The sequence below is a fragment of the Caenimonas soli genome (assembly GCF_013155545.1).
Classification (GTDB): domain Bacteria; phylum Pseudomonadota; class Gammaproteobacteria; order Burkholderiales; family Burkholderiaceae_C; genus Ramlibacter; species Ramlibacter soli.
The window spans coordinates 144,356-161,360 of record NZ_JABJVV010000007.1; the positions used below are offsets into that span (position 1 = coordinate 144,356).

Sequence of the window (17,005 nt, forward strand, 5' to 3'; positions counted from 1 at the left end):
CCGCCATGGCCACGGTACTGACCCGCCGGATGCTGCTCGGCCGCGCCTTGGGCGCCGCAGCGCTGCTGCCTTTCGCTCCCGCCATGAGCGCGCCCGCCACCGTCAACAGCGCCCAGTCGCGCATCGCCCTGGTCATCGGCAACGGTGCGTACCGCTCAGCACCGCTGAAGAACCCGCCCGGCGACGCCAACGCCATCGCGGCGGCGCTGCGCGGACTGGGCTACGACGTGACCCTGCGGCAGAACACGCGGCTGCGGGAGCTGATCGAGTCGCTGCGCGAGTTCTCGCTGCGCGCTCCGAAGGCATCGGTGCGCATGCTCTTCTATGCCGGCCACGGCGTTCAGGTGAAGGGACGCAACTACCTGGTGCCGATCGACGCCGACCCGAAGTCCGAAGAAGACATCCCGCGTCAAAGTGCGGACGTCGGCGAGTTCATCGACCGGCTCAGCGCCATTCGCACCGGCGCCAACATCGTGGTGCTCGACGCCTGCCGTGTGAACCCGTTCGCCGGGGGCGTCATCGTCGGTCCCGATGGACGGCGCCTGAAGTTCCGCGGCGCGACGCCGGGGGGCCTGGCGACACTCGATGCGCCGGTGGGGACCCTGGTGGCCTTCTCGACCGCGCCGAACGGCGTGGCGCTGGACGGCGCCAAAGGCGAGCACAGCGTCTATGCACGCCACCTGCTTGCCAACCTGCCGACGCCTGGGCTACAGATTGAGCAGCTGTTCAAGCGGGTGCGCATCGGTGTAGCCCAGGACACGGACCGCGTGCAGGTGCCCTGGGAATCGTCCAGCCTCACAGCCGACTTCTGCTTCAAGTCGGACGACAAGGGTCGCTGCGGGTAGTGACCCGCTCACGCGTGATCGCTGATGAAGCGCTCGAGTTCGCGCGCGAAGCGCAGCGGCTCGCTGATATGCGGCGAATGGCCGGCATGCGGGTAGATCGAGATCTGCGCGTGTTTCACCGTGTCGCGGTACCAGGCATCGAGCGGCACGCCGGCGTAATGCGGGCTGCGCGCGCCGAGCACGACGAGCAGCGGAGCGTCCATGCGTAACAGCGAAGCGCGGAAATCGGCCTGCGCCATCGACTCGGCGAGATCGAGCAGCGGCCGGATATCGACGCGTCCCAGGCGCTGTCGCAGCATTCTGCCAAGCGGTGCGTCGGCAACCAGGTGGCGCTTCAGCCAAGGGCCGCCCAGCGCGCCGACCTCATTCAACAGCGTCTCGGCCAGATCCCGGCGCGCGCCCGCGATCAGCCCAGACAGCATCGCCGCGCTGCACCCGCCGAAGAGCCCGAGGCGCCAGTTGTCGTCCGTCACGATGCGCGGCGATTGGTCGATGAGCGCCACCGCCCCGACCCGTTGCGTGCCATACGAGTGCAAGTACTGCATCAGTGTCAGCGCGCCCATGGAGTGCCCGACCAGCACCGGACGCTCCAGCCCGAAGTGGTCGAGCATCTCGGCCAGGTCGCAAGCCATCCGCGCCAGCGTGATGCTCCCGCGCACCGGCCGGCACCTGCCATGGCCGCGCGCGTCCCATGCGAGCACGCAATGGCACCGCGCCAACCGCCGCGCCACAGGCAGCCAGTCGCGATGCGAGCACCCGACCCCATGCACCAGCACCAGCGGCGGGCCGTCGCCGAGCACGCACACGGGAACCACCTGTCCATCGCTGGCCGTGAAGCTGTCGTAGTCGCCGGCGGTGGGCGCACCGACGCCCACAAATCCGAAATTGCGCAGCGCGCGCAAGGCGCCTCGCAAACCCGTCAAGTGTGGCGGCGGCGCAGAAGGATCGGGCGGAGCACGGTCGAGCATGGCGGCGTCTACAACCTCCACTATGCACCCGAGGACAAATCTCGTGCAAATCGGAAGTGCCGTATCGCCACCAACAGTCGAAACCTGCGTGTTGGCGCGCACCCGTCATTTCAAGGGCTCGCTGCCGTGCTCGCGCACATCGCCACACAGCAATTTTCCATTGCCTGGCAAGCACTTGCGCAATCGTCTCGGTGTTGGATGAAAGCTGGCACGGCCCGTGCAAAGAAAGCTTCGAGCAGTTGCTCGATTCGTGATCCCTCTCAACCCATTCGACTCATTGACTTAAGGAGATTCTGAAATGCACACCCTGATGATCAAAGACCTGCCGGCCAGCCTGGAACTCGATCGCAAGGCGATGGCCGCCGTGCGCGGCGGCGCCGACGACCAAGCCATCGCCACGAACCAATCGAACAGCCAGAACATGAGCGCTGCCGCGAACGTCGGCAACGGCTCGGTCTTCAACGGCCCGACGATCATCCAGTCGGACAACACCTTCACGCAGACCGCGTCCAACAGCAACACCGCGACCAACGTCGATGCGTTCCTGTTGCTCGCCCGCCTGGGCGGCCTGTGGCGCGCTTGCTGATGGTCCTCTTCGGCCGTGGCTGAAATCCGCTCAATTGTTTTGAACCGAAAACCCATTCTTCTCAACTCATTGACTCCTTTACCAAGGAAACAGTGATTCAACCCCTCAACTTTTTTTCAAGCGAGAACTGACATGAAATCCCTCCACATCAGCGACCTGTCCATCAACAAAGAACTCGACGGCAAGGCCATGACGGCCGTGCGCGGCGGCGTCGACGACCAGGCCATCGCCACGAGCCAATCGAACGTCCAGGGCATGGCCGCCGTCGCCAACATCGGCAACGGCTCCGTCTTCGGCGGCCCGGCGACCATCCAGTCGGACAACACCTTCACGCAGACCGCGTCCAACAGCAACACCGCGACCAACGTCGACGCGTTCCTGCTGCTCGGCCGCCTGGGCCTGGTCCGCGGCTGATTTCCATCCCTCCCCACTCAACCCTCAATTTTTTCTCAAGCGAGAACTGACATGACCCACCTCCACATCAGCGACCTGTCCACCAGCAAGGAACTCGACGGCAAGGCCATGACGGCCGTGCGCGGCGGCACCGACGACCAAGCCATCGGCACGAGCCAGCTCAACATGCAGTCCATGCTGGCCGCGGCGAACGTCGGCAACGGCCTGGTCGTCGGGGCGAACTCCCCGGTGATCATCCAGTCGGACAACACCTTCAGCCAGGACGCCGACAACAGCAACCACGCGTCCAACAAGAGCCTGCTGCTGGCGGCCCTGTTCGGCCGCTGAGAAGTCCCACCACCGAACCATCCTGATCCACCTATTTTTTTAAAGCGAGCACTGACATGAAATCCCTTCACATCAGCGACCTGTCCATCGACAAGGAACTCGACCGCAAGGCGATGAGCGCCGTGCACGGCGGCCAAGACAACCAAGCCATCGGCACGAGCCAATCGAACCTGCAAGGCATGGTCGCCGCGGCGAACGTCGGCAACGGCTCCCTCTTCTGCGGCCCCGCGACCATCCAGTCGGACAACACGTTCCACCAGGACGCCAGCAACACGAACACGGCGACGAACGTCGACTTCGCCCTGCTGGTCGGCCTGGGCATGCCGCACCTGCGCTAAGAGCAATCCCGGCAAGGTGGGGGTCGCACCGACCCCCACCCGGGCGCGAGCATGGAATCCAATCCGTTTCGCTGGACATCGGCAGCCTGTTCCCATGCGGGCCGGGTGCGCGAGGTCAATGAGGACGCATGCCTCGAGCAACCCGGGCAGGGACTCTGGGCCGTCGCCGACGGCATGGGGGGTCATTCGCTCGGCGAGTTCGCGAGCCGGCTGGCGATCCGCTCCCTCGCCGATCTCCCGACACCGCACAACCTGAAGCACTACGTCGCCCTGGCGCAAGAACGGCTGCAGGGTGCGAACCGCCGGCTTCGCGAGGAGGCGGCGCGGCGCGACGTGCAGGTCATCGGCACCACCATCGCGGCGCTGCTGGTGTCGCAGCGCGAATGCGCGTGCCTGTGGGCCGGCGACAGCCGCATCTACCTCTACCGGAACGGCCGGCTCCGGCAGTTGACGCGGGATCACAGCGAGGTCGAAGCAGTTCGATCCCGGCGCGCTCGCAAGGCCGACGACACGCTGCACCTGCCGCCTTCGAATGTGATCACACGTGCGCTCGGCGCCGAGGACACGATAGCGATCGATTGCGAGACGATCGAAGTCCTCGACGGTGACGTCTTTCTGCTCTGCAGCGACGGCTTGAGCAACGAGGTCGCCGATGCGGCCATCGAGCACACGCTGCTGCCCGGCAATTGCCGGCAGGCGTCGCAAGAGCTGCTCGAGCTCGCGCTCGAACACGGCGGACGCGACAACATCACGGCCGTGGTGGTCCGCGCCGAAGACCTGTACAGCCCCGACCGGACCGTGATCCACCCCGTGCTGTGAGCTCGCCCAGTTCGAGCCCCGCATGGCAGCCGCTAGTGGTGCGGCGTGTTTCCGTTGCGGCAGTCCTTGGAGCGGATGCCGTGCTTCTTCAGCAGCGTCTGCACGTGGGACCGGTTCAGGTCGTAGCGTCTGGCCAGCTCGGTCACCACGCCGCCGACCTCGAGCAAGGCGCGCTCCAGGAACTCGCGTTCGGCCTGGTCGCTGGCGGCGCGTTTGGCCTCGCCGAGCGCTGCCGGTCCCGCCGCGTGGGCCTCGCCGGCCGGCGCGGCGATCGCGTCGCGAACCGGCGGCGTGGGCCGGATGTCCGCGGGTAGGTGCTCCAGATCGGCCATGCGCCCGGCCAGACACGAGAGACGATAGATGATGTTGCGCAGCTCCCGGATGTTGCCCGGGTAGGAGTAGCCGAGCAGGAATCGGCGCAGCGGCGGGCTCATCTCGATCGGCCGCCGCTTCAGCGCTTCGGCCGCCTCGTCGCAGAAGAATTCGAACAGCAGCGGGATCTCGTCCTTGCGCTCGCGCAGCGGCGGCAGCGTGACGTGAATGACGCTGAGCCGGTAGAACAGGTCTTCGCGGAACCTGCCTTCCTGGCTGAGCTTGCGCAGGTCGCGGTTGGTGGCCGCCACCACGCGCGCGTCCACGGCGATCGGCTCGTCGGACCCGACGCGCTGGATCTCGTGCGCCTCCAGCACGCGCAGCAGCTTCACTTGCCCGGCAAGCGGCAGCTCGCCAATCTCGTCAAGAAAGATGGTCCCCGTATGCGCGGCCTCGAACTTGCCCTTGCGGTCGCCCGAGGCGCCCGTGAACGAGCCCTTGCGATGGCCGAAGAGCTCGGACTCCAGCAGGTTCTCGGGAATGGCGCCGCAGTTGACGGAGACGAAGGGCCGGTCGGCGCGGTCGCCGTTGGCGTGGATCACCTTGGCCATCAGTTCCTTGCCGGTGCCGCTCTCGCCATCGATGAGCACGGGCAGGCCAGTGGGCGCCGCCTTCTCGGCGATCTCCAGCGACTCGAGCAGCCTGGGGTTCTCGCCGAACGTGCCCTCGAAGATGAAGCTGCGCTCGATCAGGCCCTGGCGACGATCGCGCCGGGACCGCTCGGTACGGGTCGGCTCGGCAGCGGCCGCCTTCACGAACCGCTCCCTGTGCGACAGCTGCATCACCTCGTCGCGCAAGGCGCCGGCCTGCCGGAACAGCTTTTCGATGTCCGGCCTCTGCAGGCTGGTCGCCCAGTGCAGCGTGGAGCGAAGGATCTCGATGCGCTCGATCAACCCCGCATACGATTGCGTGGTGCCCGTGTCCGGATCGTGGTCGACGATCTTCATGTGGCGGCGCTCAGCTGCTTCTGCACGAGCTCGTAGTACATACCGCGGCGTTCGACCAGCTCTTCGTGCTTGCCTTGCTCGACGATGGCGCCCTCGTAGAGAACGAGGATCTTGTCGGCCCGCATGATGGTGCTCAGGCGGTGCGCGATGATCACCGCGGTGCGGCCCTTCAGGATATCGCTCATGGCGGCGATGATGTTGCTCTCTGACTGCGTGTCCAGCGCCGAAGTCGCCTCGTCGAACACCAGCAGGCGCGGATCGTGGTACAGCGCCCTGGCGATGCACAGCCGCTGGATCTGCCCGCCGGACAGGCCCATGCCGCGCTCGCCGACCACCTGTTCGTAGCCGAGCGGCATCTTGCTGATGAAGGCATGCGCATCGGCCTTCTTCGCGACCTCCTCGATGCGGCGGCGGTCGGGGCTGGCGTCGCCGCTGGCGATGTTCTCGGCGATGGTTCCCGAGAACAGCAGGTTGGTCTGCATCACGTAGCCGACCTGCGCCCGGTAGTACTCCTTGTCGATCACGTTCATGTCGTAGCCGTCCACGGTGAGCTTGCCCTCGGTGGGCGGGTAGAAGCCCACGAGCAGCTTGGCCAGCGTCGTCTTGCCCGATCCGCTGCGGCCCACGATGGCGATCAGCTCGCCGGGCTTGATGTCCAGGCTGATGTTCTCCAGCACGTATGCCGTCTCGTTGCCGCCGTAGCGGAAGTAGACGCCGTCCAGGCGGATGTCACCCTGAAGCTCGGGGAGCGCGACGCGCGACGCCATGTCCTCGGGCTTCTGTTCGGGCTCGAGGTCGAGCACGTCGCCCAGGCGCTCCATCGCCACCGCGGCGTCGTTCAGCATGCTCCACAGTCCCACCAGACCCATCAGGGGCGCGAGCACGCTGCCCATCAGCGCGTTGAAGGCAATCAGCTGGCCAATGGTGAGCTCGCGCGCCAGCACCAGGTTGGCGCCGGCCCACAGGATCGCCACCGTGGTGGCGGCATTCAGCAGCTGCCCCGCCAGCCCGATGCCGATGGAAAACGATTGCGAGCGGTACGCCACCTCGAGCGCCTTGGCGTACTTCTTCTCCCACTTGAGGCGCACGGGCCGCTCGATGCCCATGCCCTTGACGGTTTCCACCCCGCCGAGCGCTTCCATCAGGAACGACTTCGCGTCCGTGCCCGCCGAGAACGACTCGCGCGCAAAGGCCTTGACCTTCGGCGTCACGAGCACCGTCAACGCCAGGATGGGCAAGACGAACGCGATCAGCAGCAGCGTCAGCTTCACGTTGTAGAGAAACATGACCGTGAAGTAGATGAAGATCATCAGCAGGTTGAGCACCGTGGTGACGGTGGACTCCGTCAGGAAGGCCCGTATCGTCTGGTTCTCCTGGAATCGCGCGAAGATGTCGCCCGTCTTGCGCTTGGCGAAGAACGAGTACGGCAGCGAGAGCGTGTGCTTGAAGAACTGCGACATCATGTCGAAGTCGAGCTTCCGGACCATGAAGTTCGCCAGGCTCGCGCGGATCGTCGCCATGAGCTGGGTGAACACGTGCGAGACAATCAAGCCGACGATCAGCAGGTGCAGCAGGCTCACGTCCTGGTGCACGATCACTCCGTCCAGGATGTTCTGGATGATCACCGGCGGAACGATCCCCAGGATCTGGATCACGAAGGTCGCCAGGAACAGGTGCAGCAGGATCTTCTTGTGGGGGACGAGGTATCTCGCAAACCGCACCCAGGGCGACCGGGTCGCAGCCACCTGCGCCATGTCCTCGCCGGGCGTGAACACCAGGCAGGTGCCGCTCCAGCCGCGCTCGAACTCCTCGATGGTCATCTTCTTGAAGCCGGTCGCGGGGTCGGCCACCCACACGTGCCGCTTCGAGACCCCGTACACCACCACGTAGTGGTAGCCCATCCAGTGCGCGACCAGCGGAAGCTCGAAGCCGCGCAGCGTATCGACGCTGCATTGCACGCCCCGCGTCGTGAAGCCGAGCGATTCGCCGGTGCGGGCCAGGCTTTCGAGCGTGGCGCCCTGCGTCGTGACGTTCGCGAGTTCGCGCAGCTTGCCCAGCGTCATGCCGATGCCGTAGTGCTTGCAGATCATCGCGAGGCAGGCCGCCCCGCAATCCATCTCCTCGGCCTGCTGAACGCAGGCAAAGCGCGGAATGAGCTTCTCGCCGAACTCCGCCTTCGACTCCAGGTCGATCATGGCCGGAAGCTTGCGCCGCTCGGCCAGCTTCTTCTGCCGCTGCAGCTCCCGGTCCAGGAGCTTCACCCGCTCTTCCAGCGCCTCACGCAGCTTCGGGTTGCGCCCGAGCAGGAACTGAACCGTCTTCTCCGGAATCACGAGCAAGGCGACGTCTGTGGCGGCCACCACCCCAGCGAACTGCTCCTGGCGCATCAGGCAGGCCTTCTCGCCGAAGGTGTCGCCCTGCCCCAGCGTGGCCAACGCGTAGTCGGTGCCTTCTTCGTGGCGCACGAGGCGCACTTCGCCGTGACGCACGACGTACAGCCTGCGATCGTCCCGCGAGTCCTGCTTCAGGATCTCCTTGCCGGCGGCGATCTGCTTCACGCCCACGCTGCGGATCAGCTCTTCGAGCTCGTTCTTGTCGACCTTGCCGCGCAGGTCGAACAACTGGCTGATCAGCCCGCCTGCGGAACTGATCGCGACACGGCTCGCGACGAACGCACGCGCGGCGGGGTTGGCCGCCACGGTGGGGCCGACGCAGCTGCGCGGAATGAACAGCAGCTCGGCCTTGGCCGACGCGCGCGCCGACACCTCATGCCGGTAATCGCGCAGCATGGCCATCTCGGCCAGCACGTCGCCGGCCTTGCGCACCCCGAGGCTGACCTCCTTGCCGTCTTCCTCGGCAAACACGCGTATCGAGCCCGACTTGACGACGAACAGGCCATCGGCCATCTCGCCGGCGGTGCACACGGTGTCGCCGAACGCGAAGAAGCGAGGCTGCGCGCTCTCGGCGATCCGATCGATGTCGGCTCGCGTGAACGTGGAAAACAGGTCGATCGTCGCCAGGAAGTCGGCGAGAGGCTGGTCGGCGGCGCGTGCGTCCATGGTGTTGCGAGTCCCCGGCCTAGCAGGCCTCGATGACGTGTTCCTGAGCCCGGGCACGCAGCCAATCCTCGCGCAGCAGCCGGCGCACCTCGGTGGCGGTGTCGTCGTCGAGCCGGGCCGGATGCTTGGCGTTGACCCGGAAGATCTCGAACGTCGTGCGGTCCGAGGACGCAAAAGGCCCGAGCAGCTCGCCCGCGGCAGCGTTGAACACCTTGGCCTCGACGTCGCCGCGCAGCGAGCCGCGCAGCACCTTGCCGATCAGGCCGCCGTGCTCGCGGGTGTCGGCGATCGAATGCTCGCGCGCCATCTCGCCGAAGCTGTCCGGGTCGTCGCGCAGCACGGAGATCATCTCCTTGGCCTTGCCTTCGGAGTCGAGCACGATGTGGCTCACCTCGATGCTGTCGAAGCGCGGCGAGTTCAGCTTGAAGAACGCGCGCACGGCCTCGTCGCTGCAGACGCGCTGCATCATCTTTTCCTGGTAGAGGCCGTCGGTGAGGAAGGCCTCGAGCTCGTCCAGGCCCACCCCCAGCGCGTCGAGGTACTTGTTGGTGTCCGACGCCCGGTGCAGGCCGCGCACGCGGCGGAACTGGTCGGCACGCTCCTGAATCTCTTCGTCGGAGACCTGCACGCCCTGCTTCTTGGCGCCACTGACCGTGATGCGGTCTCTGACAAGCTGCTCGATCAGACCCTCGAACTGCCCCGTCAGCTTCAAGGTCTGCAACAGCTCGGCGACGCTGATCGCTTCGCCGTCGATTTTCAGGATGGTAGTCATCTGATGGCTCCTTCGAAGTTGGCAAATCTCAGCCGGCGATCTGCCGGAACGGATCCAGCGCCAGATCGATCAGGCGCCGCTCGCGCACGACGACTTCGGCCGTGCCCGTCATGCCGTAGCGCAGCGGGTACTTCTTGTCGGCGACGAGGAAGTGGTCGCGCTCCAGCGTCACGCGCGCCTCGTAGACCAGTTGCTTGGTCTGCGGCGACGGCTTCGTGGCGGGCGAGATGGATTCCAGCGTGCCGTTGATGAGGCCGTAGCGCTGGTACGGGAATGCGCTGAACTTGAGCTTGACCGGCAGGCCCTCGCGCAGGAAGGCGCGGTCCTGCTCGGGGATCTCGACCTGAAGTACGGCGCGCGCATTGCTCGGCGCGATGCCGCCCAGCGGCATGTTGGCCTGGACCTTGTCCCCCGGCTGCGTGGACGTCACTTCGGTGATAACGCCGGACACCGGCGCGACGATGAGAAGGAAGTTGTCCTTGTCGATGTTTTCGAAGCGCACGCGTGCCGCGGCGTCGGCGACGAGCCGCGCCGTCTGCAGCTGCAGCCGCAGCTTTTCTTCGGCATTGGTGAGCTCGTTCGTGGCCGCCTCGTACTGCAGCCGCAGCCTGTTGAGCTCCTGGCCGCTGGCCTCGACCTGGGCGCGGGCCTGCGCAATCTCCTGGCCGTGCCGGGCGCTCACTTCGCCCACCCTCGACTGGGCGACGCGGTAGGCGTTTTCGGCCGCAAGCAATGCGTTCTTCTTGCTCTCGACCTGCAACTGCGACACCCCGCCCCCGCCCGTCTGCGCGAACACGCGCTCGAACTTCTCCGCTTCGGACTTGGCCGCGTCGCGGGCCCTGCGGGCTTCCTCGACATTCGTGCGGGCCTCGTTCACCTGCGCCCTCTGCACGTCCTCCACCTTCGAGGTTCCAAGGGCGGTGCGCTTCTCGTGCTGCTGCTGCTCGAGCTCCATCGCCTGCCGCAGCGTGGCGGCCTTGCGCTCGAGCAGGGCCTTCTTCTCGGGAAACTGCTTGACTTCCCGCTCCGCCTCCTCGAGCTTCAGCTGGGCCTGAAGCGCGTTGCTCGCGACCTCGATCGCGCCTCGCGCGTTGAGCCTTGCCAGCACGTCGCCCTTGGACACCGGCTGGCCCGCGGCGATGTAGAGATTGGCCAGCTCGCCATCGACCGGGGCGTAGATGCGCCGGACCTCCGAGTCGGGCACCACCACGCCTTGCGCGGCGACGATCACATTGGCCTTTCCGAAGAACGACCAGGCCAGCGCGCACAGCACCAGACCGATCATCGCCATGACGACTGCATGCAGCCACCGCGAAGGCTCGGCGGTCAGGATCGCGATGCCCTCGCTGCTGTGGTCCGCGAGCGCCTGGGTCAGGGGCTTAAGGCGATTTGCGTGTGTCATCGCTCGTGTCTCCAAGCAGTGCAAGCTTGCTCTTCAGGAGTTCCGCATCGAGCACATTGCGCAACTCGCGCAAGGCGCTGCGTTGCTGCTGCGTTTCGGCCTTGATCTCGCCGTAAATGGCGGCCGACTGCTCCGGCGCGGCGGCGCCCACCTGCGCATATATCTGCATGGCCTGGTGCGCGTGGCTGCTCGCCTCCGACAGCAAGCGGGCCCGGGCGCGGAACAGGTCCGATATCGTGGTCTCGCCGCGCTGCGCGGCTTCGATCGCGCCCCGGTTGCGATAGTCCTGCCACAGAACGCGCGCCCGGTTCATGGCGTCCTGCGCGCGCTCGAGCACCTTGTCCTTCTGCTGGTCCAGGTCGGCCTGGGTGGCGCGCACGAAGTGAACGTCTTCCTCCGGATCGAGCGCGAGGCGAAACGCCAGCAGCTGCTCCGCGTAAGCGCTCGCGCCGCGCGATTGCTGAAGGGCCGCGAACTGCGTGATGACGGCTTGCCGGCGCTCCAGCTCCCTCGATACCGCTGCGGCCCAGGGACCGGTGGCCATCTGCTGCAGGGCCGTCCGCGACGCGTCGCCCTGCCCCTCTTTCCACGTCTTGGTGGCAGCTTCGTACTTCTGCACCAGGTCAGCCGGCGGCAGCTGCCCGCTCGCGGCCAGGGCCCGAAAGCTCTCCTGGAACGGCGGCGTCGCGAAGCGCGCCTTGAGCATCAGGGAGAAAGGCCGTCCGGACTTGGCCGCGCGCGCTTCGGCTCTGATTTCGGTGTACCGGTCCAGATCCTGGCGCACTCTGTCCAGCCCGCCCAGAGCCGGATACTTCTCGGCAACCTCCTTCAACACGGGGTCCAGCGCTTCCGGCCGGTCCCGCTTCAGCTCGGCGGCGATGGTGGCCTTCAGGCGCTCGATGGCCGCCAGGTGCACGGTGGCTTCGCTCTGCAGCTTGCGCACGTGCGTGAGCGCTTCGGCGTAGGGCGCGGCGAACTGCGGCACGTACGATGCGATGCGGGCCAGGGCGCGCTGGTGCTCGCGCGTGTCGTTGTTCCAGCGGTCGATCACGCCGGCGATGCTGTCCTCGTCGGCGTAGATGCGTATCGGCTTGTCGGGCCCGCCGCGCTGGCTGACCAGCCGCTCGAGCTGGCCCAGCCATTCCAGCTCGGCCGCCAGCGGCCGCAGCTCGGGATTGCGCAGGGCGAGCTTCGACATGCCGGTGATCACGGCGTCGGCGCCGTCGAAATCGCGCGCCGCCACCTTGGCCAGCCATGCAGGAACGTTCGCCTTGAGCGCGGCTTCGGTGGCAAGCCCCTTGAGCTCCAGATCGTCCGGCCGCTGCTCCAGCGACCGGTCGGCCAGCAGGGCGGCCTGCGCGTAGTCGCCCTCGGCGACCAGCTCCTTGAGCTTGCGATCGGAGGCGCCCCACCAGTACAGGGCCACGACCGCCAGAGCCAGCACGGCCACCACCGCCGCGGCGCGCCAGGCGCCGCGCTTCGCGCCCTCGCTATCGTGGCCCTGGAACACCGACGCGAGCTCGGACCACAGCGCCACCGCGCGCCCGCGCGAGCGGCGCCCTGCGGGCGCCTGCTCGGCGAGGGCGGGCACCGTGGAGCCGCTGCCGTCGGCATTCTCATGAAGCGCGTTCTCGACACAGAAGATCTCGAGGAACGAGGTCGGAGCCGCCACGAACGTGGTCTTGCCGGCAGCGGCAGAGCGGTTGTCCGCGGGGCGCACTTCGGCCGCTGGCCGGGCCGGCTCGCACGGCTTGGGCAGGTCGGGCTCGGCGCCCTGCGTGATGCCGACCCGGTAGGTGAAGTGATCGCCGCCGAACGCGAGCAGAGCTCCGTCTTGCAGAGGCACCGCGCACTCCTGCAGGCGCAGCCCGTCGAGGAAGGTGCCGTTGGTGCTGCCCAGGTCCTCGATGTACGCGCCGCCGCCCTTGAGGAAGATGTGCGCGTGCCGCCGCGACAGGTAGCTCAACTGCGCGGCATGCTCGCCGCGCTGGCGGGCGAGCACCCCTTCGGTCTTGCTGACGAGGAAAGGAAAGCGCGTAATGACGAGCGTTTCCAGGCCCGTGCCCTGGGAAGCAGGTGAAAGGGTCAGGGTGAACGCGTCCGGCCGCGCCTTCGAGCGCTGCGTGATCTCCACCCGGTACGACAGCACGCCGCCGAAGCAGATATCGTCGCCGTCGCGCAGCGGGCTCGGCGACTGCCCGACCGCCGCGCGATTGACCGTCGTGCCGTTGCTGCTCCCCAGGTCGACCACGTAGACGATGCCGGCCTCGCAGAAGATCCTGGCGTGCCGGCGCGACAGCATCACGACGATGTCATCCTTGTAAGTCGCGAAAGGCTGCTCGGCGCGGCCCACGGCGAGCATGCCGTCGATGCGGATGTCGCCCAGCTCGGGCCGGGACAGCGGCTTGAGCACGATGTCGAGGTCGCTCCCCGCCGCCGCCTGCGAGGCGCCCAGGGGCGCCTCTCCACGCACCGCAAACTCAGTCGCGGGCATTTGCGACCTCCACGGCGGCCCAGCCGCCGCCCAGCGCCTTGTAGAGCGTGACCGTGTCGGCGAGGACCTGCTGGTGGCTCGCGAGCAGCGCCAGCTGGGCCGCGAGCAGCGAGCGCTCGTTCTCGAACACCTCGAGCTGCGAAATGAGGCCGTTCGCGAGCTGCGCTGTGCTCCCGGCAGCCACTTGCCGCAGCTCATTAACCTGCAGCTGCAGCTGCTCTCGCTGCTGCCGGTGAGCGTCGAGGTTCACGAGCGCGTTCTCGGCATCCTCGAACGCGGCGACCACGGTGCGGCGGTATTCCTGCTCGGCGACCTTCACCTGGGCCTCGCTGGTCTTGGCGCGCGCCTTGATGGCGGGATTGAGTGCGGGAATATTGATGCTGGGCAGGAGCCCGAACGTGAAGGACTTGAGCAGATCGCCGAGTGCGAAGCTGGCCGAGCCGCCGCGGCCGGTCAGGCTGATGGACGGCAGCTGTGCGAGCTTGGCCTGCCCCATCAGGTCATGGGCCACGAGCACGCGGAACTCGGCCGCGATGACGTCGGGCCGGCGCGCCAGCAACTGCGAAGGCAAGCCGGTGGGCACGCCGGGAATCTGCACCCGGTCCTGGAGGCGGCTCGCAGGCACCTTGAGCTCCCCGGCCGGCACGCCGAGCAGGGTGGCCAGCGCGTTCTCGGACACGTTGCGAAAGCGCCGCAGCTCCAGCAGCTCCTTGGTCAGCCGGGCGGTTTCCGCACGTTGGCGCAGCACCTGCGTGGCGGGCACGAGGCCGTTGTTGCGCATCGTCTCGAAGATGCCCAGGATCTGCTGGTTCTTGGCCAGCGCGCGTTGCTGGTGGTCGACCTGCTCGTCAAGTTGAAGGATCTGGAAGTACGTGATCGAGACGCCGGACACCAGGGTCAGGTAGCCCGCGCGCCAGTCCGCCTCGGTCGCCTTGAACTCGGCGGTCTGCGCCTGCACGCCCTTGCTGACCTTGCCCCAGACGTCGATGTCCCAGTTCACCTGGCTGCCCACGCTGAACTGTTTGCTCAAGCGTTGCCCGGTGCTCTTCTCCAGGCTGGCGCCTGCGCCGATGTCCACCGTCGGCTGCCCGCCCGCGCGGGCCTCGGCGATCTGCAGGTTGGCCACGTCGATGCGCGCTGCCAGAATCTTCAGGTCGAAGTTGCCCGCAATCGCCTTGGCCACGAGCGAGTCCAGGTAGGGGTCCCGGAACTCTGTCCACCACTGCATTGAAATCGTGCCGGAAGCGGACACGGCGCTATCGGAAGGCCGAGACCACGAGGACTTCGTGGGGGCCTCCGGCCGCTTGTATTCGGAAATCTTGACATCCGCGCAACCGCACAGCAGTGCCGCACAGAGGCCGGAGAGAAGAATGGTTTGCTTCATTGCGCCCTTTGCTCAAGAGTTGGACTTGCAGACGGGAGCTCCTGAAGCGGGTGTCGCAGCTTTGCATCGCCGGAGCTTGTCGCCATCCTGAGTTGCGACGGGTTCCGGAACGGTTCATACTTTTTCGGCGCCGTCACTGTGTGCCATCGTGGGCGCGAACGGTGAGCGTCGACTCTCGGGGCCATTGGAAACCTTAGGCAGGACGTGAGGCACTGTCAAGGCGCTTTGAACCGCTGCTCGAAGTCTCCCCGTTGAGCAGATCGCGAGAGAAATTGAACCGGCTTGCCGAACGCGGCAACCCATTGTCTGGTGCGAACACGACCATGCACGGCATGGCTCTTTCTTGCAGCAGGAGCGATCATGAATCTGGCGAACTGGACGACGCGGTTTCGGGTGGGAAATGCCCAGAACAGCGACAAGCAGCCCGACGGGCAACCGCCGGCACAACGCGCCGCATCGCGCTCGCTGGTCGGCAGCCGCGTGGGCGCCTACCTCATCAGCAAGCGGCTCGGAGAGGGCGGCGTCGGGCAGGTGTTCAAGGGCGTCGATGTGATGCTCAAGCGCGAGGTCGCGATCAAGGTGCTGCACCCCGAGTTCGCGTCCGATCCGCTCTTCGTCGAGCGCTTCAGCCGCGAAGCGCAGCTGCACGCGAAGCTCAGCCACCCCAACATCGCCACCGTCCATGCCTTTCTGCACGAAGGCGACGATCAGTTCATGGTCATGGAATACGTGGCCGGGATATCGCTGGACGAGTTCGTCCGCTCCGGCGGCCCGGTGCCGCTCAGGCGGGCACTCGGCATCTTCCGGCGGGCGCTTGACGGCATCGAGCATGCGCACCGCAACGGCATCGTGCACCGGGACATCAAGCCGGCGAACATCATGGTGGCCGACAGCGGCGCGGTGAAGGTCATGGACTTCGGCATCGCCCGCGCGCTGGACAGTCAGGAACACCTCACGCGCCACGGGCAGGTCGCGGGCACGGCCAAGGCCATGTCGCCCGAGCAGATCCGCGGTGGCGAGGCCGACGTCCGTTCCGACATCTATTCGCTGGGCATCGTGCTGTACACCTTGCTCGCCGGCCGCGCGCCGTTCGACGCCGACAACGACCTCGCGTTGATGAAGGCCCAGCTGGAACAGGCACCGCCACCGCTGCGTGCGCTCGCTGGAGACGTGCCCTCCGAGGTGGAGGCCGCGGTGATGCGGGCGCTGCAGAAGGACCCGTCCGCCCGCTTCCAGACCGTGGGCGACTTTGCGCGTGCGCTCGATGCCAGCAGCTCTGAAACCGACGCGACGGCGGCGATGCCACGGCCATCGCGCGCGCCGCTGGGCGCGCCAACGATGTCGAGAACGGCCGTGAATCCCGCGCTCGCGGCCACCGCGGTGCGGCCCGTGCCTGCGGCGGCTGCGCGGCGCATGCTGCCGCGGCTCCATCGCCGCGCCGCGGTGATCGCGTTGGCGCTTTCCACACTGGCGTCCGGCGCGCTCATCCTGATGCCGCGCACCGTGCAACTCGCGGCGCCCCCCGTCGCGCCGCCGCAGCCCGCCGCACCGCAGCAGTTAGCCACGCAGGCGGCAGCCCCGCTCGAACCCGTGGCGCTCGTGCAGCTGACTCAGCCGCCGGCGCAGGCCGAAACGGCGGTACCGCGCACCTTGGCCATCGTTCCTCTCGGCTCGGACGGCCACTTCAAGCCCGGCGAGCGCATTCGACTGCAGGTCATCGCAAGCCACGATGCGCACGTTTACTGTTATCTGCAGGACGAGACACAGCGCATCGTGCGCTTCTATCCGAACCGCTTCCGCAAGAGCGCCCTGGTGACTGCGGCGGCGCCGCTGGAGATCCCGGGCCCGATGCGCTTCGAGATCCTGGCGAACACGCGCAACGTAACGGAGACGATCGCCTGCTTCGCGAGCGAGCGCGACCTCATGGATCAGTTGCCGCCAGAGGTGGTCGGCACCGACTTCGCGAGACTGCCGCTCACCTCGCTCGATCAGTTGCGAAGCGCCTTTTCGCGCGTGGACGCCGACAAGCCCGCCGAAGCCAGCTTCCTGGTTCAGTTCAAGTAGTCCGCTTGTCCGTCGGCCTGTCGCGGCCGAACCCAGGCGGATAGTCGACGATACGGCCGCTGCGGGTCTTCGTGCCTGAAAGATCGACGGGTCGCACGCCAGTGCGCGCGCCCCCCACGATCGCTTGCATCGCCTTGCGATCGAGATCGACGCTTTGCGGCAAGTCCTTGACGTTGATGAGTGCCATGGCAGTCTCCTGAACCCAAATATAGTC

General features: G+C 66.9%; 15 protein-coding genes. 7 read left to right on the forward strand and 8 right to left on the reverse strand.

What is annotated here, in order from left to right; all coding sequences use genetic code 11:
* The first annotated feature begins 5 nt into the window (after window positions 1-5).
* The gene (locus HNE04_RS12630) at window positions 6-845 is read left to right on the forward strand and encodes a caspase family protein (RefSeq protein ID WP_172219392.1); all 840 of its coding nucleotides are present in this window, start codon (window positions 6-8) and stop codon (window positions 843-845) included.
* Between the two features lie 8 nt (window positions 846-853).
* Here the strand turns inward: HNE04_RS12630 and HNE04_RS12635 are convergent, their stop codons facing one another.
* Window positions 854-1,813: an alpha/beta fold hydrolase gene (locus HNE04_RS12635; RefSeq protein ID WP_172219394.1), complete on the reverse strand. Its 960-nt coding sequence runs from the start codon at window positions 1,811-1,813 to the stop codon at window positions 854-856.
* A 298-nt stretch (window positions 1,814-2,111) separates the two neighbouring features.
* Here HNE04_RS12635 and HNE04_RS12640 point away from each other — a divergent pair, with 298 nt between their 5' ends.
* From HNE04_RS12640 to HNE04_RS12660, 5 genes are all read left to right on the forward strand, one after another.
* Window positions 2,112-2,399, forward strand: a complete 288-nt coding sequence (locus HNE04_RS12640) for a hypothetical protein (RefSeq protein WP_172219142.1) — start codon at window positions 2,112-2,114, stop codon at window positions 2,397-2,399.
* Between the two features lie 132 nt (window positions 2,400-2,531).
* Window positions 2,532-2,813: a hypothetical protein gene (locus tag HNE04_RS12645; RefSeq protein WP_172219396.1), complete on the forward strand. Its 282-nt coding sequence runs from the start codon at window positions 2,532-2,534 to the stop codon at window positions 2,811-2,813.
* Window positions 2,814-2,864: 51 nt separating this feature from the next.
* Window positions 2,865-3,140, forward strand: a complete 276-nt coding sequence (locus tag HNE04_RS12650) for a hypothetical protein (protein WP_172219398.1) — start codon at window positions 2,865-2,867, stop codon at window positions 3,138-3,140.
* 56 nt (window positions 3,141-3,196) lie between these two features.
* The gene (locus tag HNE04_RS12655) at window positions 3,197-3,478 is read left to right on the forward strand and encodes a hypothetical protein (RefSeq protein WP_172219400.1); all 282 of its coding nucleotides are present in this window, start codon (window positions 3,197-3,199) and stop codon (window positions 3,476-3,478) included.
* A 51-nt stretch (window positions 3,479-3,529) separates the two neighbouring features.
* A complete protein-coding gene (locus HNE04_RS12660; protein ID WP_172219403.1) occupies window positions 3,530-4,297 on the forward strand; it encodes a PP2C family protein-serine/threonine phosphatase in 768 nt (255 codons plus the stop codon).
* Window positions 4,298-4,329: 32 nt separating this feature from the next.
* On the opposite strand, the gene HNE04_RS12665 is transcribed toward HNE04_RS12660, so the two are convergent.
* Genes HNE04_RS12665 through HNE04_RS12690 form a run of 6 tightly spaced genes read right to left on the reverse strand, consistent with a single transcriptional unit; the run spans window position 4,330 to window position 14,727 of the window.
* Window positions 4,330-5,616, reverse strand: coding sequence for a sigma-54 interaction domain-containing protein (locus HNE04_RS12665; protein ID WP_172219406.1), 1,287 nt, complete (start codon window positions 5,614-5,616; stop codon window positions 4,330-4,332).
* Window positions 5,613-8,675 (reverse strand): peptidase domain-containing ABC transporter, encoded by a 3,063-nt coding sequence (locus HNE04_RS12670; protein ID WP_172219409.1) that lies wholly within the window; start codon window positions 8,673-8,675, stop codon window positions 5,613-5,615. The genes HNE04_RS12665 and HNE04_RS12670 overlap by 4 nt, the downstream gene beginning before the upstream one ends.
* Window positions 8,676-8,694: 19 nt before the next feature.
* Window positions 8,695-9,447 carry a peptidylprolyl isomerase gene (locus HNE04_RS12675; protein ID WP_172219411.1) on the reverse strand — a complete coding sequence of 251 codons (753 nt, stop codon included), beginning with the start codon at window positions 9,445-9,447 and terminating at the stop codon, window positions 8,695-8,697.
* A 28-nt stretch (window positions 9,448-9,475) separates the two neighbouring features.
* Window positions 9,476-10,849 (reverse strand): HlyD family efflux transporter periplasmic adaptor subunit, encoded by a 1,374-nt coding sequence (locus tag HNE04_RS12680; RefSeq protein WP_172219413.1) that lies wholly within the window; start codon window positions 10,847-10,849, stop codon window positions 9,476-9,478.
* Window positions 10,827-13,343 (reverse strand): FHA domain-containing protein, encoded by a 2,517-nt coding sequence (locus HNE04_RS12685; RefSeq protein ID WP_172219415.1) that lies wholly within the window; start codon window positions 13,341-13,343, stop codon window positions 10,827-10,829. Before HNE04_RS12685 ends, HNE04_RS12680 begins: the two co-directional genes overlap by 23 nt.
* Window positions 13,330-14,727: an efflux transporter outer membrane subunit gene (locus HNE04_RS12690; protein ID WP_172219417.1), complete on the reverse strand. Its 1,398-nt coding sequence runs from the start codon at window positions 14,725-14,727 to the stop codon at window positions 13,330-13,332. Before HNE04_RS12690 ends, HNE04_RS12685 begins: the two co-directional genes overlap by 14 nt.
* A gap of 360 nt (window positions 14,728-15,087) precedes the next feature.
* On the opposite strand from HNE04_RS12690, the gene HNE04_RS12695 reads away from it, so the two are divergent.
* Complete coding sequence (locus HNE04_RS12695) at window positions 15,088-16,791, forward strand: serine/threonine-protein kinase (protein WP_172219419.1); 1,704 nt, start codon at window positions 15,088-15,090, stop codon at window positions 16,789-16,791.
* Here HNE04_RS12695 and HNE04_RS12700 read toward each other — a convergent pair.
* The gene (locus HNE04_RS12700; RefSeq protein ID WP_172219421.1) at window positions 16,784-16,978 is read right to left on the reverse strand and encodes a hypothetical protein; all 195 of its coding nucleotides are present in this window, start codon (window positions 16,976-16,978) and stop codon (window positions 16,784-16,786) included. The genes HNE04_RS12695 and HNE04_RS12700 overlap by 8 nt on opposite strands.
* Window positions 16,979-17,005: the final 27 nt, after the last annotated feature.